At 64.7% G+C, this 23,977-nt stretch carries 19 protein-coding genes; 11 read left to right on the plus strand and 8 right to left on the minus strand.

The genetic code is table 11. The annotated features are described in order from the left end of the window. Positions 1 to 96: 96 nt before the first annotated feature. The gene (locus A9971_RS32460) at positions 97 to 1,719 is read right to left on the minus strand and encodes a methyl-accepting chemotaxis protein (protein ID WP_015635271.1); all 1,623 of its coding nucleotides are present in this window, start codon (positions 1,717 to 1,719) and stop codon (positions 97 to 99) included. Positions 1,720 to 1,966: 247 nt separating this feature from the next. On the opposite strand from A9971_RS32460, the gene A9971_RS32465 reads away from it, so the two are divergent. Next, the gene (locus A9971_RS32465; RefSeq protein WP_183000488.1) at positions 1,967 to 3,451 is read left to right on the plus strand and encodes a DASS family sodium-coupled anion symporter; all 1,485 of its coding nucleotides are present in this window, start codon (positions 1,967 to 1,969) and stop codon (positions 3,449 to 3,451) included. 15 nt (positions 3,452 to 3,466) lie between these two features. Here the strand turns inward: A9971_RS32465 and dapF are convergent, their stop codons facing one another. Further along, positions 3,467 to 4,261, minus strand: coding sequence for a diaminopimelate epimerase (gene dapF / locus A9971_RS32470; RefSeq protein ID WP_183000489.1), 795 nt, complete (start codon positions 4,259 to 4,261; stop codon positions 3,467 to 3,469). Between the two features lie 208 nt (positions 4,262 to 4,469). On the opposite strand from dapF, the gene A9971_RS32475 reads away from it, so the two are divergent. Together A9971_RS32475 and A9971_RS32480 are read left to right on the plus strand one after the other, a co-directional pair. Next, positions 4,470 to 6,131 (plus strand): MFS transporter, encoded by a 1,662-nt coding sequence (locus A9971_RS32475; protein WP_011060836.1) that lies wholly within the window; start codon positions 4,470 to 4,472, stop codon positions 6,129 to 6,131. Beyond that, entirely contained in the window at positions 6,128 to 7,252 is a 1,125-nt protein-coding gene (locus A9971_RS32480) for an HlyD family secretion protein (RefSeq protein ID WP_183000490.1), read from the plus strand. The genes A9971_RS32475 and A9971_RS32480 overlap by 4 nt, the downstream gene beginning before the upstream one ends. 109 nt (positions 7,253 to 7,361) lie before the next feature. Here A9971_RS32480 and copD read toward each other — a convergent pair whose 3' ends face one another. Genes copD through A9971_RS32495 form a run of 3 tightly spaced genes read right to left on the minus strand, consistent with a single transcriptional unit; the run spans position 7,362 to position 9,073 of the window. After that, the gene (gene copD / locus A9971_RS32485) at positions 7,362 to 8,237 is read right to left on the minus strand and encodes a copper homeostasis membrane protein CopD (protein WP_015635275.1); all 876 of its coding nucleotides are present in this window, start codon (positions 8,235 to 8,237) and stop codon (positions 7,362 to 7,364) included. A 3-nt stretch (positions 8,238 to 8,240) separates the two neighbouring features. Beyond that, a complete protein-coding gene (gene copC / locus A9971_RS32490; protein WP_011060839.1) occupies positions 8,241 to 8,609 on the minus strand; it encodes a copper homeostasis periplasmic binding protein CopC in 369 nt (122 codons plus the stop codon). Positions 8,610 to 8,638: 29 nt separating this feature from the next. Beyond that, positions 8,639 to 9,073, minus strand: a complete 435-nt coding sequence (locus tag A9971_RS32495; RefSeq protein WP_011060840.1) for a GNAT family N-acetyltransferase — start codon at positions 9,071 to 9,073, stop codon at positions 8,639 to 8,641. 264 nt (positions 9,074 to 9,337) lie between these two features. Here A9971_RS32495 and A9971_RS32500 point away from each other — a divergent pair, with 264 nt between their 5' ends. Next, entirely contained in the window at positions 9,338 to 9,958 is a 621-nt protein-coding gene (locus A9971_RS32500) for a TetR/AcrR family transcriptional regulator (protein ID WP_183000491.1), read from the plus strand. A gap of 178 nt (positions 9,959 to 10,136) precedes the next feature. Here A9971_RS32500 and preA read toward each other — a convergent pair whose 3' ends face one another. The 3 genes from preA to hydA form a co-directional block, all read right to left on the minus strand. Further along, on the minus strand, positions 10,137 to 11,411 hold the full coding sequence (preA, locus tag A9971_RS32505) for an NAD-dependent dihydropyrimidine dehydrogenase subunit PreA (protein WP_183000492.1): 1,275 nt from the start codon (positions 11,409 to 11,411) through the stop codon (positions 10,137 to 10,139). Further along, positions 11,412 to 12,779: an NAD(P)-dependent oxidoreductase gene (locus tag A9971_RS32510; protein ID WP_183000493.1), complete on the minus strand. Its 1,368-nt coding sequence runs from the start codon at positions 12,777 to 12,779 to the stop codon at positions 11,412 to 11,414. It abuts the gene before it with no gap. Between the two features lie 218 nt (positions 12,780 to 12,997). Then, entirely contained in the window at positions 12,998 to 14,437 is a 1,440-nt protein-coding gene (gene hydA, locus A9971_RS32515; protein ID WP_072442236.1) for a dihydropyrimidinase, read from the minus strand. A 622-nt stretch (positions 14,438 to 15,059) separates the two neighbouring features. On the opposite strand from hydA, the gene A9971_RS32520 reads away from it, so the two are divergent. The 7 genes from A9971_RS32520 to msrA all read left to right on the plus strand — a co-directional run bounded on the left by A9971_RS32520 (position 15,060) and on the right by msrA (position 23,918). Continuing rightward, entirely contained in the window at positions 15,060 to 16,547 is a 1,488-nt protein-coding gene (locus A9971_RS32520) for an NCS1 family nucleobase:cation symporter-1 (RefSeq protein ID WP_183000494.1), read from the plus strand. A gap of 217 nt (positions 16,548 to 16,764) precedes the next feature. After that, positions 16,765 to 18,042: a Zn-dependent hydrolase gene (locus A9971_RS32525; RefSeq protein WP_183000495.1), complete on the plus strand. Its 1,278-nt coding sequence runs from the start codon at positions 16,765 to 16,767 to the stop codon at positions 18,040 to 18,042. Between the two features lie 347 nt (positions 18,043 to 18,389). Beyond that, a complete protein-coding gene (locus A9971_RS32530) occupies positions 18,390 to 18,992 on the plus strand; it encodes a hypothetical protein (protein WP_011060847.1) in 603 nt (200 codons plus the stop codon). A 259-nt stretch (positions 18,993 to 19,251) separates the two neighbouring features. Continuing rightward, the gene (locus tag A9971_RS32535; protein ID WP_019093858.1) at positions 19,252 to 20,220 is read left to right on the plus strand and encodes an aliphatic sulfonate ABC transporter substrate-binding protein; all 969 of its coding nucleotides are present in this window, start codon (positions 19,252 to 19,254) and stop codon (positions 20,218 to 20,220) included. 112 nt (positions 20,221 to 20,332) lie between these two features. Next, positions 20,333 to 22,405, plus strand: coding sequence for an ATP-binding cassette domain-containing protein (locus tag A9971_RS32540; RefSeq protein WP_183000496.1), 2,073 nt, complete (start codon positions 20,333 to 20,335; stop codon positions 22,403 to 22,405). Further along, entirely contained in the window at positions 22,402 to 23,457 is a 1,056-nt protein-coding gene (locus tag A9971_RS32545; RefSeq protein WP_065363813.1) for a glycine betaine ABC transporter substrate-binding protein, read from the plus strand. The genes A9971_RS32540 and A9971_RS32545 overlap by 4 nt, the downstream gene beginning before the upstream one ends. Beyond that, a complete protein-coding gene (msrA, locus tag A9971_RS32550; protein WP_186355466.1) occupies positions 23,454 to 23,918 on the plus strand; it encodes a peptide-methionine (S)-S-oxide reductase MsrA in 465 nt (154 codons plus the stop codon). Before A9971_RS32545 ends, msrA begins: the two co-directional genes overlap by 4 nt. Positions 23,919 to 23,977 lie beyond the last annotated feature (59 nt).

Raw genomic sequence — 23,977 nt, forward strand, 5'->3', positions numbered from 1 at the left:
CAGACCGGCCCGGGCGCCAAGAGGCGGCCCGGGCTGGCTGATCGATAACGCTCCTTGCCGTTACTTATCCTGAACCGCTTGACCGGTCGCGCCCGGTCAGAGGGAGAAGCGTGCCACCAGTTTGTTCAGACTGACCGCCAGTGACGACAGTTCACTGCTGGCGATGGAAGTCTGGCTGGCGGCGGACGAGCTTTGCAGCGACAGGTCGCGGATGCTCATCAGGTTCTGGTCCACCGAGCGTGCCACCTGGGCCTGTTCCTCCGAGGCGGTGGCGATCATCAGGTTGCGTTCGTTGATTTCGCTGATGGCCTGGGTGATATGACCGATGGCGGCGCCGGCCTCGTGGGCGATGGCCAGGGTCTGGCTGGCGTCCTCGCTGCTTTGCTGCATAGACAGCATAGCCTTGCTCGAACCGCTCTGGATGCCCTGGATCATCTGCTCGATCTCCTGGGTCGAGAGCTGGGTACGGTGGGCCAGGGCCCGCACTTCATCGGCCACCACGGCGAAGCCGCGGCCCTGTTCCCCGGCCCGGGCGGCCTCGATCGCGGCGTTCAGGGCCAGCAGGTTGGTCTGCTCGGCAATGGCGCGGATTACATCCAGGACCTTGGTGATGTCCTGGGCCTGCTGGGCCAGGCCGGCCATTTCCAGCCGGGTGTGTTCCACGGTGCCGGTGAGTTTCTCGATGGAGTGGATGGTCTGCTCGACCCGCTCCTTGCCCAGCCCGGCCGAGCGCTCGGAGGCCTGGGTGGATTGCGAGGCGGACACCGCGTTGCGTGCCACTTCCTCCACCGCAGCGGTCATTTCATTGACCGCGGTGGCGGCCTGGTCGGTCTCCATGCTCTGTTGCTGGATGCCGGCGTTGGACTCGCGGGTGATGGCGCTCATTTCCTCGGCCGCGGAAGCCAGTTGGGTGGACGAATCGGCGATGTGGCGGATGGTGGATTTCAGGCTGTCGAGCATGGCCTGGGTGGATTTCTGCAGGTCGGTCAGCTCGTCCTGGCCGCTGACGTCCACCTGGGCCCGCAAGTCGCCCTCGGCGATCTTCTGGGTGGTGGCCAGCAGCGACAGCACCGGGCGGATGATGCTGCGGGTGAACAGGGTGGCGATGAGGATCGTCAGGACAATCGCCAGGACGATGATCACCGAGGTCAGGGTCAGGCCGGTGTCGAACTGTTGGCCTGCCTGGTTGGCGGAGTGCTCGGCGCCGTTTTCGTTGATGGCGATCAGTGCCTCGATGGCGGACTGCAGTGTATTGGCCAGGGGCACGGTGACCTGGTTGATGTAGTCGCTGGTCTGTTGCGCAGTGTTGGTCTTGCTGCTCTCGATCAGCACCGCCAGCTTGTCCAGGTAGTCCTGGGCGCCGCGCTTGACCTGATCAAAGGTGGTTTTTTCCTCGGCGCTGGAAACCAGCGGTTCGTAATCCTTGATGGCCTGGGCCAGGCTGGCCTTCAGGGTGCCCAGCTTGTCCAGGGAAGCGGCTTTCTGGGCATCGTTCTCAGTGGCGTAGTGCAGTGCTTCCAGGCGCACGCGCAAGGTGCCGGATTCGATTTTCGTGGCTTGCCTGACGCTGGGCAGCCAGTTGGTTTGCAGATCCAGTGCCGCGTCGTGAATCTGTCCCATTTTCCACAGTGCCAGCCCTCCCAGACCAATCAGCAGTACACAGATAGCGCCGAAACTCAGTAGCGCCCTGGAAGTCAGTTTCATGTTTCTTGTCACCATAAAGGCACCTTGCAGGTTGGAGTGATATAGCCAAGTACGTTTCGACTCCTTGTCGCCTTGATAGCACTCTGACTCCAAATAGATGAAAAATCTGTAGAGATGTAAAAAAATATTTCTGCGAATGGTTTTTTGTCCTGCAAAGGGACAGCTCCAGGCCGCGCGCCCCACCGCGCTTGACCTTCATCAAGGCGCTTTTCGCGGTTTTGCGGCACCCTTGGCGCCTCTCCAATGGAAAAGGAAAAGGCCCATGAATACGCCTCTGACAACGGCGCCCGCGGCCAAGGCCGTATTACCGATTGGATTGCTGATCGCCGTGCTGGCGATGGTTGCCGTGCTGCTGTTGCCACTGCCCGCCGACCTGCCGGTGGCGGGGCACCGGATGCTGGCGATCCTGGCCTTTGCCGTGGTGGTGTGGATCAGCGAGGCGGTGTCCTACGAGGCCAGCGCGATCATGATCACGGCCTTGATGGCCTTCCTCATCGGCACCGCGCCCACCCTGCAGGACCCGAGCCAGCTCTATGGCAGCTCGGCGGCCATCGGCCTGGCCCTCACCGGGTTCTCCAACTCGGCCCTGGCTCTGGTGGCCGGTGCCTTGTTCATCGCCGCCGCCATGACCCACACCGGCCTCGACCGGCGGATCGCCCTGGTGACCCTGACCCGGGTCGGCACCAGCACCCGGCGCATCCTTATCGGCGCCATTGCCGTGACCATCCTCCTCAGCCTGCTGGTGCCCAGCGCCACCGCCCGCAGTGCCTGCGTGGTGCCGATCATGATGGGGGTGATTGCCGCGTTCGGCGTCGACAAGCGCTCGAACATCGCCGCCGGGCTGATGATCGTCGTGGCCCAGGGCACCAGCATCTGGAACGTCGGGATCCAGACCGCCGCGGCGCAGAACCTGCTGACCGTGGGCTTCATGGACAAGATGCTCGGCCAGCGCGTGGCCTGGCTCGACTGGCTCATCGCCGGCGCGCCCTGGGCGGTGATCATGTCCCTGGTGCTGCTGTGGCTGGTGCTGAAACTGCTGCCGCCGGAAACCGACAGCATTCCCGGCGGTAAGGAAGCGGTGGCCCAGTCCCTGGCGGACATCGGCCCCATGACCGGGCCGCAGAAGCGCCTGCTGGCGGTGTCGGTGCTGCTGTTGTTGGCCTGGTCCACCGAAGGCAAGCTGCACCCCTTCGACACCACGACCACCACCTACGCCGGGCTGGTGATACTGCTGCTGCCGCGGATCGGCATCATGAGCTGGAAGGATGTGCAGTCGCGCATTCCCTGGGGCACGGTGATCGTCTTCGGGGTCGGCATCAGCCTGGGGTCGGCGCTGCTCAGCACCCAGGCCGGGCAATGGCTGGGGAGCCAGGTAGTGGCCCATACCGGCCTGGACCAGGTGGGGCCTTTGGCGGTGTTCGCGATTCTCGCGGCGTTCCTGATCCTCATCCACCTGGGGTTCGCCAGCGCCACGGCGCTGACTTCGGCCTTGCTGCCGATCCTGATCGCCGTGCTGCAGACCCTGCCGGGTGAGTTCAGCCGCCTGGGCATGACCATGCTCCTGGGCTTTGTGGTCAGCTACGGCTTCATCCTGCCGATCAACGCACCGCAGAACATGGTCTGCCTGGGCACCGAGACCTTCAATGCCCGGCAGTTCGCCAAGGTCGGGCTGCTGGTGACGCTGATCGGCTACCTGCTGATGCTGGTGTTCGCCATGACCTGGTGGAAATGGCTGGGCTGGATGTAGGAAAAGTAAATCCCTTCACAGTGACCCGCTGAACACCCGGGTCACGCTGCCGGCCAGGCGCACCTTGCCCTGGCCGTCCCAGCTCACCGTCACCGGCCCGCCGTCGCACAGCACCTGCACCGGGCTGTCCAGCAGGCCGCGGCGGATGCCGTTGACTGCCGCTGCGCAGGAGCAGGAGCCGGAACCCAGGGGGATGGCGCCATTGCGCTCCCAGATGCGCAGGCGGATGGTCTGGCGGTCGATCACCTGGATGAAGTGCACATTGGTCTTGTGTGGAAACAGCGGGTCGCTCTCGATCTGTGGGCCCAGCGTGGCAATGTCCAGCGGTGCCAGATCGTCGACGAAAAAACTGCAATGGGGGTTGCCCATGCTGCACGCCGCCGGTGTTCCAGGCAGTGGCAGGTGCAGGCTGTCCAGCTCTCGGGCCAGGGGGATGGCCTGCCAGTCGAACGAAGGCAGGCCCATTTCCACCGACACCGACCTATCCTCAAGGAGCAGGCATTGCTGCAGGCCGCGGGCGGTTTTCACCTGCACCGAGGTGACGCCGCTTTCCTGCATCAGCAGGTCGGCGGCGCCCCGGGTGGCACTGCCGCAGGTGTCCAGGCTGGAACCATCGGCGTTGAAGAAGGTCAGTTGCGCCGCGCTGTCGCTGCAATCGCCGAGCACCACCAACTGATTGAAACCGATGCCACGCCGGCGGTCCCCCAGGGCCCTGGCCAGCTCGCGGGTGATCGGGTTGGTGCGGCCACGGGCATCGATCAGCACGAAGTCGTCACCATTGGCGTGCATCTTCACAAAGTTCAGGGGCATTCGGGCTCCAACAGGCGAGGGCAGGGAAGGGCGGGGGGCAGCGCATGCAGGATTCCGAAAAAAAGCCACCGACGCCAGCGCCTTAAAATAAAATTCATCCTGCAAGCCCGGGCATTGCCTGGGCGGCGGGATTTTCCGGCACACTGCCGGACCACCGGGAATATCGCCGACCGCCGCAACAGCGGCCGGCACAGCACAAGGTCATGGCATGGATCACTACGCCCCGCGCAACTGGCAGCCCCACGAAAAGCCCAGCTTGCCCGGCTCCCCCTCGACACCGTTGCACCCCACCCACAAGCGCCTGGCCTATGCGCTGGTGGGTTTGCTGGTGGCCATCACCGGTGGCCTGGGCAACTCGTTGGTGATCGCCAACCTGCCGTACCTGCAGGGGGCGCTGGGGGCGACCACCGCGGAAATGGCCTGGCTGCCGGCCGCCTACGTGATGACCAACGTGTCGATGAACCTGTTGCTGGTGAAGTTTCGCCAGCAGTTCGGCCTGCGCGCCTTCACCGAAGTGTTCCTGGTGCTCTACGCCCTGGTGACCTTCGGCCACCTGTTCGTCAACGACCTGAGCTCGGCCATCGCCGTGCGCGCGGCCCACGGCATGGTCGGCGCGGCGCTGAGCTCCCTGGGCCTGTACTACATGGTCCAGGCCTTCCCGGCGAAGTGGCGGCTCAAGGCCCTGGTGCTGGGGCTGGGCGCCTCGCAACTGGCCTTGCCCCTGGCCCGGCTGTTTTCCGAGGACCTGCTGCAGATCGCCGAATGGCGCGGCCTGTACCTGTTCGAACTGGGCCTGGCGCTGACCTCCCTGGGCTGCGTGTTCATGCTCAAGCTGCCGCCGGGGGACCGCTTCCGTACCTTCGAGAAACTCGATTTCCTGACCTTTGCCCTATTGGCCACTGGCGTGGCCCTGCTGTGCGCGGTGCTGTCCCTGGGGCGCATCGACTGGTGGCTGGAGGCGCCGTGGATCGGCTACGCCAGCGCCGCCTCGATCCTGCTGATCATGGCGGGGCTGTGCATCGAACATAACCGCAGCAACCCGATGCTGATGACCCGCTGGCTGGGCAGCGGGGCGATAATCCGCCTGGCCCTGGCAGTGATACTGATTCGCATGGTGCTGTCGGAACAGTCCACCGGCGCCGTAGGCTTTCTCCAGGCGCTGAACATGAGCAGCCAGCAGATGCGCATGCTCTACGGGGTGATGCTGCTGGGCAGCATTGCCGGGCTGGCCACCAGCGCCCTGACCATCAACCCGGCGCACCTGCTGATGCCACTGGTCATTTCCCTGGCGCTGATGGCCGTGGGGTCGGTAATGGACAGCTTTTCGAGCAACCTCACGCGCCCGGCCAACATGTACTTCAGCCAGTTCCTGCTGGCCTTCGGCGGTACGTTCTTTCTTGGCCCGACCATGGTCCTGGGCACCCGCAACGTGCTGACCAACCCGCGCAACCTGGTGAGCTTCTCGGTGCTGTTCGGCATCTGCCAGAACCTCGGCGGGCTGATCGGCTCGGCCTTGCTCGGGACCTTCCAGATCGTGCGCGAGAAGTACCATTCCAGCCATATCGTCGAGCAGTTGACCCTGCTCGATCCCCAGGTCCTGGCCCGGGTACAGAGCGGCGGGGCGGCCTACGGCAAGGTCATCGCCGACCCGGACCTGCGCACCCTGCAAGGCATACGCAGCCTGGCCACCGCGGCCACGCGCGAAGCCAACGTACTGGCCTATAACGATGTATTCATGCTGATCGCGGTGATTGCGGTACTGACCATGATCTGGATATTCATTCGCAGCCTGTGGCTGATGAGCACGACCCAAGCGGTCGCGCCTGCCGCCCCGGCTCCCGTTCAACAAAGTGGTGCCTCTTCTTCATGAGCGAAACCGTCAACCCCACCACCAACGCCATTGCCTCGACTCCCGAGCCCAGCGGCCCGCCGACCATGCCGGCCACCGAGCCACGGCCGCTGGCGGTGCGCATCATCTCGTCCCTGGGCTTTGCCGCCATCGCCATCGTTGGTGTGCTGATCGTGCTCTACGCGTGGCAACTGCCACCCTTCTCCAGCGCCATCGAAAGCACCGAGAACGCCCTGGTGCGGGGGCAGGTGACCATCATCGGCCCGCAGCTCAGTGGCTACGTGTTCGAAGTGCCGGTGCAGGACTTCCAGCAGGTCAAGGCCGGCGACCTGCTGGTGCGCCTTGACGACCGTATCTACCAGCAGCGCCTGGACCAGTCCCTGGCGCAACTGGCGGTGCAGAAGGCGGCCCTGGCCAATGCCCTGCAACAGCGCAACAGCGCCGAAGCCACCATCAAGCTGCGCCAGGCGGCCCTGGCCGACAGCCAGGCCCAGGCGCGCAAGAGCGCAGCCGACCTGCAACGCAACGAAGCACTGATTGCCGACGGCTCGGTGTCCCGGCGTGAACTGGACGTGACCCGCGCGGCCAATGCCCAGACCGTGGCCGCCGTGGCCCAGGCCCAGGCGCAACTGGAAATATCCCGCCAGGACCTGCAGACCGTGATCGTCAACCGCGGCTCCCTGGAAGCGGCGGTGGCCAGCGCCGAAGCCGCGGTGGAACTGGCGCGGATCGACCTGTCCAACACCCGCATCCTCGCCCCGCGGGACGGCCAGCTGGGGCAGATCGGCGTGCGCCTGGGGGCCTACGTCAACTCCGGCGCCCAGCTCATGGCCCTGGTGCCGAACCAGCTGTGGGTGATTGCCAACATGAAGGAAACCCAGATGGACAACGTCCGGGTCGGGCAGCCGGTGAACTTTACCGTGGACGCCCTGAACCACCGCAAATTCAGCGGCAAGGTGCAACGGATCTCCCCGGCCACCGGTTCCGAGTTCGCCTTGCTGCAGGCCGACAATGCCACCGGCAACTTCGTCAAGATTGCCCAGCGGGTGCCGGTGCGGATCACCGTCGACCCGGACCAGCCAGAGCTTGAACGCCTGCGCCCGGGATTGTCGGTGGTGGTCAGCATTGATACCAGCCAATAGCCGACACAGCACCTCACGTAGGAGCCGGCTTGCCGGCGAAGCGGTCCGTAAGATTTGCAGCGATGCTGCCGACGCTTTCGCTGGCAAGCCAGCTCCTACAGGCTGAGGTTTAGACCGCCTGCATCGGCGGCAAGGTGCCCAGCAACGAGACCGCCGCCACTGCGGCCACACCCAGCAGCCATTCCACCTGCACGCTGTTGCTCAGGCTCGACAGGCGCTGGTCGCAACCGCGGATTCGCAGGCGGTTGAACAGCGCCAGCCCCAGCATCCCCGCCACCAGCAGCACCTTGATCAGCAGTATCAGGGCAAAACCATTGAACAATGGAGTCGGCCACCATTGCCCGGTGAGCACCCGCACGTTGATCAGGCCGGTTAGCAGCAAGCCGGTTACCAGCCCATAACCCACGCCGCTGAAGCGCTTTAACAAGGGCTCGACAGACAGCCCAGCGGGTTGCCGCAACACCAGCAACAACACCAGCAAGCCCCCCAACCAGATGGCGACGCAGCTTAAATGCACGATCTGATTGAGGATCAGCATCTGCCCCGCCAACCCATCGAGCATGGCACCGTGGCCCACCGGAGCCAGGGTTGCCAGGAGCAGGGCGCCCAGGCCCAGTTGCAGTGGCAGGCGCCGGCCCAGCGGGGTCAGCAGCAGCCCCAGCAACAGCAGGTTGAGCAGCAGGTGCCAGGTCCAGACCTGGCCGAAGAAGGTCTTGCCCAGCACCAACTGCACGGTCGCCGGGTCCAGCGCTGCCGACCAGGAGCCGGCCATGCTGGCGGTGATCAGCAGCAGCCAGCACAGGCCGCTGCCCAGGCCGATCAGCGTCAACCAGCGGCTGAGTCGATCGAGCTGTCGATACACGGCGCCATGGCCGCTCTGCGCGGAATCTCGGCCCAGCAACAGCGGGCGAAACACCCAGGCGCCCACCAGGGTCAACACCACCGCAAAGTGCACGAAGCGGCACAGCACCAGCCATGACGCCATGGATTACTGGCTCACCTTGAAGCTGTAGCTGCCTTCGCTCTTGTGGGTATCCACCGACACGGCGTGCCATTCCACCTTGTACTCGCCGGCGCGCAGCGGCGTGGCGGCCGGGGTGACCACCAGGGTCTTCTTGTCCGCGCCTTCGGTGGCGACGCTTTTGACCTCCACCGGGGCGCCGTCCTTGCTCAGCTTGACCTGGGTGAAGGCCGCTTCCACGCCTTCGGTGAATACAAGACGCAGCTCGCTGGGCGCGCTGACACTGCCTTGGGCCGCCGGGGTCGAGCTTTTCAGGTGGGCGTGGGCGAACACTGAACTGGCGGCCAGCAGGGAGGTCAGCAGGGCGGTGGTGGTGAAGAGGTTTTTCAGGGACATGGCAGGTTTACCTTTAAAGAGAATGGGGCTCATTGGTCTTGCAACTGCATGTGAATGATCGGAAACGGCCGGCCTTCACCGTCGGTTTCCGAACGACCGCAGTCGACGAAGCCGTAGCGACGGTAGAAACCATGGGCCTGGGGGTTCTGTTCGTTGACGTCGACCTTGAGGCCGGGACGGCGTACGTGATCCAGGAGCTTTCGACCGATGCCCTGGCCCCGTTGGGCCGGTTCGATGAACAGCATTTGTACCGTGTCGTCGCTGGTGGCGATAAAACCGCCGGGGCTGGCGTCGGGGTTCTCCCAGACCCAGGCCTCAAGGGCCGGCAGGTAGCTGTCGCGTACCAGCGGGTACAGGCGCTGGATATCGTCTTCAGCGATAAAGTCATGGGTGGCGCGGACCGAACGCTCCCAGAGCGCGGTCAGCAGGGCGTCGTCCGCGGCGACGCGAGGGCGAATCTTCATGAGCATGTTCCATCGGTAACAGGACAGATGGCCGGCGATGGTGCAGGGCCGGCATTCGGGCAGAGACCTGTATGCCCGTGTCGCGAATTAACGCCTGGACGGAGCACCGCAGTGGCTGCTGCAAATGAGCGGGAGGCCGATCCTACCCAATATGGCCGGGTGGTGAAAGACCGACGCAGGCCGGCGATGTCGCAGGCTTGACAGCTCCCCGCAGCGGGCGGGCGAATGCTAGTCTTGCCCCAGACTGTTTTCGTAGGAGCCCTCATGGGCAATCACAAGATCGAGATTCGTCGCAGCAACGTGGGAAAGATCCTCCTGGGTGCCGAGAAAATCTTCGCTGAAAAGGGCTATGCCGGCACCGCCATGGCCGACATCGCCGAAGAAGTGCAACTGCCGCGCTCCAACCTGCATTACTACTTCAGCACCAAGAACGAGCTGTACAGCGCTGTGCTCCTGGACCTGCTGGATGTGTGGAAACAGGACGCATTGTGCTTCGAGATGTTCGATGACCCGCGGGTGGTGCTCAGCAGCTACATCCGCGCCAAGATGCAGCATTCACGCAGCCGGCCCTATGGCTCCAAGGTCTGGGCCAACGAAATCATGCACGGCGCCCCGACCCTGGGCGAGACCCTGGATGCCAGCCTGTACGACTGGGCGAAGATGAAGGAAGCGAAGATCCGCCAGTGGGTGGAGGACGGGCGGATCCTGCCGGTGGAGCCGTCGAGCCTGCTGTACATGATCTGGGCCTCGACCCAGCACTATGCCGACTTCGATCATCAAGTGATGATCCTCAACGACCATCAACCTTTATCGGATTTGCAATTTGAACGCGCAGTCCAGACCGTCACCAGCGTCATCCTGCGCGGCATCGGCCTGGAACCCTGAACCTGCATCGCCGCTTCCCGTAGGAGCTGGCTTGCCAGCGAAGGGGCCCGCAAGACCGCCTTCGCCGGCAAGCCGGCTCCTACAGAACCTCCCGCGATATTCCTGCCAGCCGTAGGAGCTGGCTTGCCAACGAAGAGGCCCGCAAGACCACCTTCGCCGGCAAGAGCAGGCCTCTCTCTCAAACAGCTTCGCGGTAGGGGTTGCGCGGGTCGTGCAGCCAGTCGAGGAACGGTTTGCCCGTGTCCTGGGGCACCATCTCGATGCAGTCCTGCACCGGGCAGGTGATCTGGCACAGGTTGCAACCCACGCATTCGTCGTCGATCACTTCATATACATGGGTGCCGTCGGCTTGCCGGAGGCTGGCAATCGCCTGGTGCGAGGTGTCTTCGCAGGCGATATGGCAGCGGCCGCAGCCAATGCAGGCCTGCTGGTCGATCCTGGCGATCACCTGATAGTTGATGTCCAGGTACTTCCAGTCGGTGGTGTTGCCCACCGCGCGCCCGGAGAAGTCCTGCAGGCTGCGATAGCCCTGGCTGTCCATCCACCGCGACAGCCCATCCTTCATTTCCTCGACGATGCGAAAGCCATGCAGCATTGCCGCCGTGCACACCTGCACCGCGCCGCAGCCCAGGGCGACGAACTCCGCCGCATCGCGCCAGCTGCCGATGCCGCCAATGCCGCAGATCGGCAGGCCGCGGGTCTGCGGGTCGCGGGCAATCTCGGCCACCATGTTCAGGGCAATCGGTTTGACCGCCGAACCGCAGTAGCCGCCGTGGGTGCTCTGGTGGCCCACCATGGGGTGGGCCACCATGCGCTCCAGGTCGACGCTGGTGATGGAGTTGATGGTGTTGATCAGCGACACCGCGTCGGCCCCGCCACGATGGGCGGCGCGGGCGGCCATGCGAATGTCGGTGATGTTCGGCGTCAGCTTGACGATCACCGGCAGCGAGCAGTAGGTCTTGCACCAGCGGGTCACCTGCTCGACATACTCCGGCACCTGGCCCACCGCCGCGCCCATGCCCCGTTCCGGCATGCCATGGGGGCAACCGAAGTTCAGTTCGATGCCGTCGCAACCGGTGGCTTCCACCAGGGGCAGGATGGCTTTCCACGACTCTTCGACACAGGGCACCATCAGCGACACGATCAAGGCGCGGTCCGGCCAGTCCTTCTTCACCTGGGTGATTTCCTTGAGGTTGATCTCCAGGGAGCGGTCGGTGATCAGCTCGATGTTGTTGATCCCCATGACCTCGCGGTTGGGCCCGAAGTGCGCGGAGTAGCGCGACGACACGTTGACCGCCGCCGGGTCTTCACCCAGGGTTTTCCAGACCACGCCGCCCCAGCCGGCCTCGAACGCGCGGACCACGTTGTAGGCCTTATCGGTGGGCGGCGCGGAGGCCAGCCAGAACGGGTTGGGCGCCTTGATACCAGCGAAGACAATCGACAGATCGGCCATTTATGCAGCCTCCTGGTTGAGCATCAGTCGGGCATGCATGGCTTCTGCGGCCAGCTTGCCGTGTTGTACCGCCTGCACGGTGAGGTCCTGGCCGAGGCTGACGCAGTCGCCGCCGGCGTAGACTCCGGGAATGCTGGTGCGCAGGTGTTCGTCCACCTGGATACGTTCGCCGCTGCGTTGCAGCTCCCGGGCCAGCGGGTCGCTCAGGGCTGTAGCGTCGAAGCTCTGGCCGATGGCCTTGAAGATCGCATCGGCGGCCAGTTCGAAGGTGTCGCCGGTGGTTTGCAGGCGGCCTTCCACCATGCGGGTACGGGCGAAGCGCATGCCGCGCACCCGGCCCTGGTCATCCAGCAGCACCTGTTGCGGCGCGGCCCAGGTCAGCAGGCGCACCTGATTGGCCTTGGCGATGTCCTGTTCATGCTCGGTGGCGCCCATGTCCTCGACTCCCCGGCGGTACACCAGGTTGACGTCACTGGCACCCAGGCGCGCCATCTGCACCGCCATGTCGATGGCGGTGTTGCCGGCGCCGAGCACGATGCAGCGCTCGGCCAGGGGCAGTTGGCTGAGATCGTCGGCCTGGCGCAATTCGCGAATGTAGTCGGTGGCGGCCAGCAGCCCGGGGGCGTCTTCATGCTCCAGCCCCAGTTGCTTGCTGGCGGCCAGCCCGAGGCCGAGGAACACCGCGTCGAACTGCTGGTGCAGCTCGGTCAGGCTCAGGTTGGCGCCGAGTTTGTGCCCGTGGCGGATCTCGATGCCGCCAACGCCCAGTAGAAACTCCAGCTCCCGCTGAGCGAAGTCATCCACCAGCTTGTACTTGGCGATCCCGTATTCGTTGAGGCCGCCAGCCTTGTCCCGGGCTTCGAAAATCACCACCTCATGGCCGTGCAGGGCGCAGCGGTGGGCGCAGGACAAACCCGCCGGGCCGGCGCCGACCACGGCAATGCGCTTGCCGGTGGGCGCGGCGCGCTGGAACGGGTGCTGGGTGAAGTGCGCGTTGTCCAGGGCATAGCGCTGCAACAGGCCGATCAGCACCGGCGCGCACTCCTGGGCGTTGTTGCGCACGCAGGCCTGCTGGCAGAGGATTTCCGTGGGGCAGACCCGGGCGCAGCTGCCGCCGAGGATGTTGGCCGAGAGAATCTTCTGCGCCGCACCCTGGACGTTGTCGGTGTGGATATTGCGGATGAACGAAGGAATGTCGATCTCGCTGGGGCAGGCGTTGACGCAGGGCGCGTCGTAGCAGTACAGGCAGCGCGACGCTTCCAGATGGGCCTGGCGGGCGTTGAGCGGTGGCGCCAGGTCGCTGAAGTGGCCGGCCAGGGTGGCGTTGTCCAGGGTCGGGTGGGGCAAGTGGTTCAAGGTCTTGATCACGGTTTTGGCCTCACGGTTCGTTTCTTGGTTGCCTCTGACGGGCATTCTCTATAGCTGGGATCACCCATATCCGTAGGAGCCGGCTTGCCGGCGAATAGGCCTTTGACTCTTACAAGGGATCTGCGGGCGCCTTCGCTGGCAAGCCAGCTCCTACAGGGGGCATGGGTTTCTGTAGGAGCGAGCTTGCTCGCGATAGGGGGGCAACGCCCCCCCCGGTCTCAGCGTTTAACCGCCGTCGGCTTGTGCCGCTCGGCGCGCTTGCTCAAGAGGTCGAACACCGCCGGGTAGGCCGGGCGCTCGATGTAGCGCCCGGCGCCGCGTTCGGCCCGCAGGTCGCCGTCGGCCCACACCAGCTTGCCCTGGCTGATGGTGTGGCTGGGCACGCCGCGCACGGTCTTGCCTTCGAAGATGTTGAAGTCCACCTGCTGGTGGTGGGTCTTGGCGGAGATGGTCCGCGTGCCTTGCGGGTCCCAGAGCACCAGGTCGGCGTCGGCGCCGACGCGGATCGCGCCCTTGCGCGGGTAGAGGTTGAAGATCTTCGCGGTGTTGGTGGAGGTCAGGGCGACGAATTCCTGCATCGACAGGCGCCCGCTGTTCACCCCTTCATCCCAGAGCACGGCCATGCGGTCCTCGATGCCGGCGGTGCCGTTGGGGATCTTGCTGAAGTCGTCGCGGCCGGCGGCTTTCTGTTCGGCGCAGAAGCAGCAGTGGTCGGTGGCGGTGGTGTGCAGGTTGCCCGATTGCAGGCCGCGCCACAGGGCCTCCTGATGGCCACGGGGGCGGAAGGGCGGGCTCATCACGTAGCCGGCGGCGGTTTGCCAATCCGGATCGCGGTACACGCTGTCGTCCAGCAGCAGGTGCCCGGCCAGCACTTCACCGTAGACCGGCTGGCCCTTGCCCCGGGCATAGCTGATTTCGTCCAGGGCTTCCTGGGTCGAGACGTGCACCAGGTACAGCGGCGTGCCCAGGGTCTCGGCGATGCGAATGGCCCGGCTGGCGGCTTCGCCTTCGACTTGCGAAGGCCGCGACAACGGGTGGGCTTCCGGCCCGGTGATGCCCTGGGCCAGCAACTTGCGCTGCAGGTGGTACACCAGCTCGCCGTTTTCTGCGTGCACCGTGGGCACCGCGCCCAGTTCCAGGCAGCGCTCGAAGCTCGCCACCAGGGTGTCGTCGGCGGCCATGATGGCGTTCTTGTAGGCCATGAAGTGCTTGAAACTGTTGATGCCGTGGTGCTGCACCAGCTCGGCCATTTCCTCGCGCACCTGCTCGCTCCACCAGGTAATGGCCACGTGGAAGCCGTAGTCGCTGGCGGATTTTTCCGCCCAGCCGCGCCACTGCTGGAAGGCTTCCAGCAACGACTGCTGCGGGTTGGGAATCACGAAGTCGATGATCGAGGTGGTGCCCCCCGCCAGGCCCGCCGCCGTGCCGCTGAAGAAGTCTTCGCTGGCCACGGTGCCCATGAAGGGCAGTTGCATGTGGGTGTGGGGGTCGATGCCGCCGGGCATCAAGTATTGGCCGCTGCCATCGAGCACTTCGCAACCGACGGGAATATCCAGATTGTTGCCGATGGCGCGAATTAGACCGTCTGCGCAGAGCACATCGGCCTTATAACTTTCATCATGGGTAATAACGGTGGCGCCACGGATCAACAGAGACATTCCGAGTTCCTCGCAGGCATGACCGACTGCTGTCGGTTCTAACTTTTTTATTGAACGCACTGATAACTTAAACAATCCTGTCATCTGTGACAGGATTAGAAGCTAGTCGCACTTCAAAGAAACATCAAGAATATTTTTTATAAGCTTATATTCAATATAACTTGTTGAAATATAACAATTAAAAGTTCAGATCTGCAAAATGGTGCAGCGCCTCACCATTTTGACGCACTTGACAGGATCAAAAAATAGTCGAGATTTCCTATGTCAAATCAGCTGCTTGAGGAGGCGCTGGGAAGGCCGGGAAATAACTAGGAAAATAACCGTGCACTGCTTTGGGTCCTGATCGAATGGACAACTTGCCAAACACCCGGCCTGAGTGAGTTGGCAACTAACCGAGGACTTCAAAGTTAATTGAATAAAACTGAATGACATCAGTTGTTTACATGGATTCCGCACACTGTGCAGTCGCGTATCCGGCAGTAGTTGGCACCTTTATTGAGTGCCGCCGCAGATCGCTGGCCAGGAGGGTGGAAGTCGTAAGTTCTCCGGCCATCGTCCGGCGCGCTGTCCCTTGGTGTGCCGGCCTGATGAGCAAAATAATCAGAACAACAGTGGAGCGGCCATGCAACAGATCAGATCCCAGGTGACCGAGCGCGCCGGCTTGTACGAGCTGGACGCCGGCAGCGACGTACTCGACAGCCCCCGTTACAACCACGACATCGCACCGACCAAGGTCCAGGAACGCACCTGGAACAAATGGCACATCACCGCACTGTGGATCGGCATGTCGATCTGCGTGCCCACCTACACCCTGGGCGGGGTGCTCACCGCCTACTTCGGCCTCAGTGTCGGCGAGGCGCTGCTGGCGATCCTGCTGGCCAATATCGTGGTGCTGATTCCCCTGACCCTCAACGCCTTTGCCGGCACCAAGTACGGCATTCCGTTCCCGGTGCTGCTGCGCTCCTCGTTCGGCATCATCGGCTCCAACGTGCCGTGCCTGATCCGCGCCCTGGTGGCCTGCGGCTGGTTCGGCATCCAGACGATGTTCGGCGGGCTGGCGATCCACCTGTTCCTGGGCTCGATCTTCGAGGGCTGGAAGGCCCTGGGCGGCACCGGCGAGGTGATCGGCTTCATGATCTTCTGGACCCTCAACCTGTGGGTGGTGCTGCGCGGCGCCGAGTCGATCAAGTGGCTGGAAACCCTGTCCGCGCCGCTGCTGGTGGCGGTGGGCATCGGCCTGCTGGTGTGGGCCTTGCCCAGCGTGTCGCTGACTGAGCTGTTGGCGATCCCGCCCAAGCGCCCCGAAGGCGCCAGCGTCACCGGCTACTTCATGGCCGGGCTCACGGCAATGGTGGGTTTCTGGGCCACCTTGTCGCTGAACATTCCCGACTTCAGCCGCTACGCGAAAAGCCAGAAGGACCAGATCCTCGGGCAGATCTTCGGCCTGCCGCTGACCATGTTCCTGTTCGCCGCCCTGGGGGTGGTGATGACCGCCGCCTCGGTGAAACTGGTGGGGGTCACGGTGTCCGACCCGGTGAGCCTGATCGGCCACATCCAGAGCCCGGGCTGGGTGGCCCTGGCCATGGCGTTGATCATCATCGCCACCTTGTCCACCAACACCGCGGCCAACATCGTCTCGCCCACCAACGACTTCCAGAACCTCGCGCCCAAGCTGATCGGTCGCACCACCGCGGTGATCCTCACCGGCCTGGTGGGGCTGGCGCTGATGGGCCACGAGTTGCTGAAAAAACTCGGCCTGCTGATTTCCGACGTCAGCCTGGAGACCGTGTATTCCAACTGGTTGCTGGGTTACTCCAGCCTGCTGGGGCCGATTGCCGGGATCATGGTGGTGGACTATTTCATCATCAAGAAACAGCGCCTGGACCTGGCCGGTCTGTACCGCGACGACGTCTACCCGGCGTGGAACTGGCACGGTTTCATCGCCTTCGGCGTACCGGTGGCCCTGACCCTGATGTCCCTGGGCAGCAGCGCCTTCAACTGGTTCTACAGCTACGGCTGGTTCACCGGCTCGGCCCTGGGCGGGTTGATCTACTACGGCCTGTGCAGCTTGCGCAGCCCCCAGGTGGCGACCGCCAAGACCCCAACATGAACACCCAGCCAGCGTGCTCGCGGGCACCACCCCCGTCCCGTAGGAGCTGGCTTGCCAGCGAAGGCGTCGGCACGGGCGACGCACATCTTGCGGGCCCCTTCGCCGGCAAGCGCAACGCCGCCCGGCCGGCTCCTACCGATTGTTGCTAGGCCGTTATCCCGGGCGTTGCGCCACGCATCCCCCGACAAAACCAGAAGAAACGCCTGAGGAAATCACCATGAACGCTGCCGTCGAGGTTCTGCAATCCAGCCATCAGCACATCAACCGCGACCGCCTGTGGCAGTCGCTCATGGAACTGGCCAGGCTCGGCGCCACGGTCAAGGGCGGCGTCTGCCGTTTGGCCCTGACCGACCTCGACCGCCAGGCCCGGGATCTGTTCGTGAAGTGGTGCGAGGAGGCCGGTTGCGCGGTCACGGTGGATGGCATCGGCAACATCTTCGCCCGCCGCCCCGGGCGCAATCCGCACCTGCCGCCGGTGATGACCGGCAGCCATATCGACACCCAGCCCACCGGCGGCAAGTTCGATGGCTGCTTTGGTGTGCTGGCCGGGGTGGAAGTGCTGCGCACCCTCAACGACCTCAAGCTGGAAACCGAGGCGCCCCTGGAAGTGGTGTTGTGGACCAACGAAGAAGGCTCGCGCTTTCCGCCGTGCATGATGGGCTCCGGGGTGTTCGCCGAAAAATTCACCCTGCAAGACACCCTGGCCAAGACCGACGTCGATGGCATCAGCGTCGGCGAGGCCCTGAACGCCATCGGCTACGCCGGCACGCGCCCGGTCAGCGGGCATCCGGTGGGCGCCTATTTCGAGGCGCACATCGAGCAAGGCCCGATCCTGGAAGATGAGCGCAAGACCATAGGCGTGGTGCTCGGCGCCCTGGGGCAGAAGTGGTTCGACCTCAAGCTGCGGGGCGTCGAAGCCCATGCCGGCCCGACCCCCATGCACCTGCGCAAGGACGCCCTGGTGGGCGCCGCCGCCGTGGTGGCGGCGGTCAACCGCGCCGCCCTCGGCCACCAGCCTCACGCCTGCGGCACCGTCGGCTGCCTGCAAGCCTACCCGGGTTCGCGCAATGTGATTCCGGGCGAGGTGCGCATGACCCTGGACTTCCGCCACCTGGAGCCGGCGCGCCTGGACTCGATGATTGCCGAGGTGCGCCAGGTGATCGACAACACCTGCCAAGAACACGGCCTGAGCTTCGAACTGACCCCCACCGCGGACTTTCCGCCGCTGTACTTCGACCCGGTGTGCGTCGATGCGGTGCGCGGCGCCGCGCAGGGTTTGGGGTTGTCCCACATGGACATCGTCAGCGGTGCCGGGCATGACGCGATCTTCGTCGCCGAGCTGGGCCCGGCGGGGATGATCTTCGTGCCTTGCGAAGGTGGCATCAGCCACAACGAAATCGAGAACGCCGACCCCGACGACCTCGCCGCCGGCTGCGCGGTGCTGCTGCGCGCCATGCTCGCCGCCTCCCAGGCCATCGCCCAGCGCCAAGCGTAGGAGCCGGCTTGCCGGCGAAGAGGCCCGCAAGATGTGCATCGCCGGTGCCGACGCCTTCGCTGGCAAGCCAGCTCCTACAGGGGGCTTGTGGTGTTTCCACGAATCCGCCCACACCACCATCCCCGTAGGAGCCGGCTTGCCGGCGAAGGGGCCCGCAAGACATGTATCGCCCGTGCCGGCGCCTTCGCTGGCAAGCCAGCTCCTACAGGGGGCTTGTGGTGTTTCCACAAGTCCTCCCACACCGCCATTCCCGTAGGAGCCGGCTTGCCGGCGAAGGGGCCCGCAAGACATGTATCGCCCGTTTCGGCGCCTTCGCTGGCAAGCCAGTTCCTGCAAGGGGCATCGTGGTGGGCTTTGCCTGGCGTACACTGGCGAACTTTTCCCATGGGATGCCGAATATGCACAGGATGGTGCTCTGTCTGGCCTTGGCTCTGAGCCTCGGCGGTTGTATCGATTACAAATGGGGCCACGACTGGAAGGCCGACAGTCCGGGCGGCTGGCAAGACGCAAGCGTTGTCGGTTTCGACAAAGGCACGGCGTTCCAGCTGGCCTGCGGGGGCAGCCCACTCTATGTGAACGTGGAGACCCACGCCTCCCATCAACTTTTATCGCTGTTCTTCATCCCGTTGTTTTCCGCGTCGGACGATGACGGCCATGTATGGATCAGGGCCAGTCACCCCAGCCTGATGGCATGTGCTTCGCCTGCGCAAAACCCTCTGCTGCTGAAGCTGGACAACCGGCCCATTCAGGCAGTTGGCTTCTCGCGGCGTAGCGGCGAAGGCCTGTGCATCATCGACCTGGGCCCGCGCGAGTTGCAGGGCGAACAGCTGTCGATCGAGGTCAACCAGGCCTTGCTGCCCTGCGCAGTGGCGCCGATGACCCTGAAAAAGGACAGTTTCTTCTGCCTGCGGGCTACAAAGTTCGGCGGTTCGACACCGTGCGGTCGGTAGCCAAAAGCAAGGCCCTGCGTACCGAACGCGGCCCGACCGTTCGCAGCCTCGCTGGCTCGGCAGCGGCTACAGGGTCTGTGGTGAGCTGGGTTTTTGTAGCCGCTGCCGCAGGCTGCGCACGCCCGGCACGGGCGTAGGGGGCAGGGCCGAGATAGAGCTGCCAGCCGAACCTAAGCTAATTCCTAAAAAGTATTTATTTTAGATTTGTTAGATCGATTAGCTTTTAGCGACTTTCCTGTCTCCCAGAAGGTTCGCCCCCATGCGCCTGCCCTTTGCTTTGCGTCGTAGCTTGTCGATCACCGCCCTGGCTGGCCTGGCGCTGGGCATGGCCCTCAATGCCCAGGCCGATACCGACCTGCGCATCGGCTACCAGAAATCCTCGACCCTGCTGGCCTTGCTCAAGGCCCAGGGCACCCTGGAAAAACAGCTGGCGGGGCAGGGCGTCAACATCACCTGGCACGAGTTCACCAGTGGCCTGCCGTTGGCGGAATCGCTGAATGTGGGCAATGTCGACATCAGCGCCGATGTCGCCGACACGGTGCCGGTCTTCGCCCAGGCCGCCGGGGCCCAGCTGACCTATTTCGCCAGCGAGACTCCCTCCCCGGCGGCCCAGTCCATCGTCATTCCCAAGGATTCGCCGCTCAAGTCCCTGGCCGACCTCAAGGGCAAGCGCATCGCCGTGACCAAGGCCGCCGGCAGCCACTACCTGCTGATCGCCGCCTTGCGCGAAGCGGGCTTGAGCTTCGCCGATATCCAGCCGGTGTACCTGACCCCGGCCGATGGCCGCGCGGCGCTGGAAACCGCCAAGGTCGATGCCTGGGTCACCTGGGAACCCTTTGTCGCCAGCGCCCAGCGCCAGCAGGGCGCGCGGGTGCTGCACGACGGCCAGGGGCTGGCCAGCTATCGCCGTTACTACCTGGCTTCCAATGACTACGCCAAGGCCCATCCCGAGGTGCTGCAGCAAGTGTTCGCCGAGCTGCAGAAGACCGGCACCTGGGTCAAGGCGCACCCGGCCGAGGCGGCAAAACTGCTGGGCCCGCTGTGGGGCAACCTGGATGTGCCGACGGTGGAACTGGCCAACAGCCGCCGCACCTACAAGGTGGAAGCGGTCAAGCCCGACGCCCTGGGCGAGCAGCAGAAAATCGCCGATGCCTTCTACCAGGAAAAGCTGTTGCCCAAGCCGGTGGATGCCCGGGCGGTACAGTTGTGGAGCCCCAAATCCTTGTAGTGGGTCGTTAGGTCGCTTTCGCTTGTAGGAGCCGGCTTGCCGGCGAACAGGTCCCCCCTTTTTCTTGTTCACCGCCGGCTACGCCATTCCGCGCCCGGCGTCAGGAGTTCCCGTGTCTGCCGTTCACCCCCAAGAGGCCTTTGCCGTCCCTGCCTCAATCAGCCCGCCCGCGGTTAACGCCGACGTGGTGCTGGAATTGCGCCACCTGACCAAGCACTACGCCCGCCGCCGTGGCCAGTCCGCTCCGCCTGCGGTTGAGCAGGTCAGCCTCAAGGTGCGCCGTGGCGAAGTGCTGTGCCTGATGGGCACCTCCGGCAGCGGCAAGTCCACCTTGCTGCGCCATATCAACCGGTTGATCGAGCCCAGCAGCGGCGAGGTGCTGATCGACGGTTCGGCCATCAGCCAGCTTTCGGCCAGGGAACTGCGCACCCTGCGTTCGCGGCGCATCGGCATGGTCTTCCAGCACTTCGGCCTGCTGCCCCATCGCAGCGTGCGCGACAACGTCGCCTTGCCCCTGGAACTGCGCGGCGAGCCTGAGGCCCTGCGCCATGCCGCAGCCGACGTGCAACTGCAGGCCATGGGCCTGGAAGGCTGGGGCGAGCACTATCCCCATGAGCTGTCCGGCGGCATGCAGCAGCGGGTCGGCCTGGCCCGGGCCCTGGTCAGCGAGCCGGACATCCTGCTGATGGACGAACCCTTCAGCGCCCTGGACCCGACCATTCGCCGCGACCTGCAAAGCCACTTTCTGCAGGTGGTGCGCGAGCGCGGCATCACCACCTTGCTGGTGACTCACGACCCGGCGGAAGCCCTGCGCCTGTCGGACCGCATCGCCGTGCTGCGCCACGGCCAGCTGATTCAGGTCGGCACGCCCGAGGAATTGCTGAAGCAGCCGGCGGATGCCGAAGTGGCGGACTTCTTCCAGGAGCACGGCGCCCGCAGCGCCACGCCGGTGGCGACGATTGCCCCGCGCAAGAGCGCGACGACCCCGGCGCCGGTCAGCCCCGGACTGTCCTTTGCCCAGGCCCTGCTGCTGGGGCCCGCCGCCCTGGCCGCCAGCGGTCGCGGGGGCCTGTACTGGCTGGGCTTCGCCCTGGAACTGGGGGCGGCCGCAGCCTTGGGGCAGGGGCTAGCCACGGCCAGTTTCGCCTGGGCCGCCCTGGCGCTCATCGGCTTGCTGCTCAGCCGCCTGTTGAGCCTGGCCCTGGCCCGCCGCCCCAGCCGCCTGGGGCGTTCGGACTGGCGTCTGCCGTGGCTGGTGTTGCTGCTGTCCCAGGCCCTGGTGCTGTGGCGGGTGTTGGCCGTCGACGCCAGTGGCCCCTGGCTGCAATTTCCCGCCGACCGGCAAGTGCTGCTGGGCACCGCCGCGGCCATCGATCAACTGATTGCCTGGTCCCAGGTGACGTTCGAAAGCACCTTCGTCGGCGTGATAGTCGCCGTGCGCACGGTGATCGAAAGCATCGAAAGCCTGCTGGGCTGGTTGCCCTGGCCGGTGCCGGCCCTGGCCCTGGTGCTGCTGGCCTGGCGCAGCGCCGGCGCCGCCCTGGCCCTGACCAGTGCCGCGGCCTTGCTCTACATCGGCCTGTTCGGTTTCTGGGAACGGACCATCGCCACCCTGGCCCTGGTGGGCTCCTCGGTGCTGATCTCGCTGTTGATCGGCGTACCCGCCGGCATCCTCCTGGCCAAGCGCGCCCTGGCCCGGCGCCTGATCACTCCGCTCCTGGACGTGATGCAGACCTTGCCGACCTTCGTGTACCTGATCCCGGCGGTGGCGTTCTTCTCGGTGGGCAAGACCCCGGCGGTTATCGCCACGGTGATCTTCGCCCTGGCGCCGATGATCCGCCTCACTGCCCTGGGGATTCAGGAAGTGCCCAAGACCGCCGTCGAGGCGGCCCTGGCCCACGGCGCCACGCCGTGGCAGGTCCTGACCAAGGTCGAACTGCCCCTGGCTGCGGGCTCCTTGCTGCTGGGGATCAACCAGACCCTGGTGATGAGCCTGTCGATGGTGGTGGTGGCGGCGCTGATCGGCGCCGGCGGCCTGGGCTATGACGTGATGACCGCGCTGCGCAACATCAAGGGCGGCGAGGGCATGTTGGCCGGCGCCGCGATCGTGTTCTGCGCGCTGATTCCCGACCGCATCATTCAAGCGACCCTGCGCCAGCGGGATCGCACATTGCATCAATCATGAGGTGTCCCTTGAACAAGTCGTTTACCCGTACCCTTGGCGCCGCCGCGCTGTTGTTGGGTTTGTCCCTGCCGGTGCTGGCCAAGGACAAGATCGTCATTGGCGAGCAGAACTGGACCGGCGCCATCGCCATCCAGAACATCCTTGGCGAAGTGATCAAGAGCCGCCTCGACGGCGAGGTTTCCTACCTCGCCGGTGACGTGCCGGTGCTGTTCGCCGCCGCCGCCAAGGGCGACGGCTCGGTGGACGTGCTCACCGATATCTGGCTGCCCAACCAGTCCGCCGCCTGGGCCAAATACGTCACCGGCGGCACCCGCTCCCTGGTGCCCAACAAGCAGCCGTACCTGGGGGTTCAGGGCTTCTACATCCCCGGCTACCTGCAAGACAAATACGGCGTGAAGTCGGTCTACGACCTGCAAAAGCCCGAAGTGGCGAAACTCTTCGAACCCCTGGGCGGCGGCAAGGCGCAACTGCTGGTGGGCCCGGCGGGCTGGGAATCGACCTACATCGGCGAGATCAAGGCCAAGGATTTCGGCTTTGCCGACAAATTCGAATCGGTGTCCACCGAAGCCTCGGTGACCTACGCCAAGCTCGCCGCCGCCTACAAGGCCCAGCGCGGCGTGGTGTTCTACGCCTACACCCCGGACTGGATCTTCTCCGCCTTCGACCTGCGCCGCCTGGATGAACCGGCGTTCGACGGCTACGCCCAGGACAACAAGAAGGGCGACCCGCTGTACAAGGCCGACGGCTGCTGGAAATTCATCAGCCCCACGGTGGATGCCGACTGGCTGAGCAAGAGCAAGATCACCTGCGCCTACCCGGATGCCCGGGTCTATGTCCTGGCGTCCAGCGCCCTGCAAAAACGCGCACCGCGAATTGCCGCGTTCCTGGAGAACTTCAGCATCGAACCTCAGGCCCTGAACGACCTGATTCTCAAGATCGAAAAGGAACAGCAACCGGCGGCGCAGGCGGCCAAGGAATGGGTCGCGGCGCACCCGCAGATCGTTGATGGCTGGCTGGGTGCCAGCGGCGAGAAAGTGGGAGTGGCGCAATGAGTGGGGCGCCGGTGAACAGCCTCGAACAGGCGACCTTCGGCGCCGGGTGTTTCTGGGGTGCGGAAGCCGCGTTCCGGGCGCTGCCTGGGGTCGTGGACAGCCGCGTCGGCTACGCCGTGGAAGCGGCGGATGAAGCCTTGCAGATTGAAGTGGTGCAGGTGGATTTCGACCCTCAGGTGCTGGCGTATTCGACCCTGATCGAACACTTCTGGGGCTTGCACGATCCCACCTCGGTGGATCGCCAGGGCGAGCATGGCGGGGTGAAATATCGCTCGGCGATCTTCCACACCAACGCCGCGCAAGCCGAACAGGCGAGGGCGGCCAAGACCGCCCTGCAGGACTCCGGACGCCTCAACAAACCCGTGGCCACGGTCATCGTGCCCCTGGGTCGCTTCGACCTGGCGGATGAAGCGCACCAGCGTTACCTGGAGAAGAACGGCCTGAGCAGTTGCCATATCTGATCGTTTGCAGGTACGCAGGCTTTTGTAGGAGCTGGCTTGCCAGCGAAGAGGCCCGTAAG

Origin of the sequence: Pseudomonas sp. UME65 (assembly GCF_014170225.1) — a bacterium.
In the GTDB taxonomy this organism is placed as follows: domain Bacteria; phylum Pseudomonadota; class Gammaproteobacteria; order Pseudomonadales; family Pseudomonadaceae; genus Aquipseudomonas; species Aquipseudomonas protegens.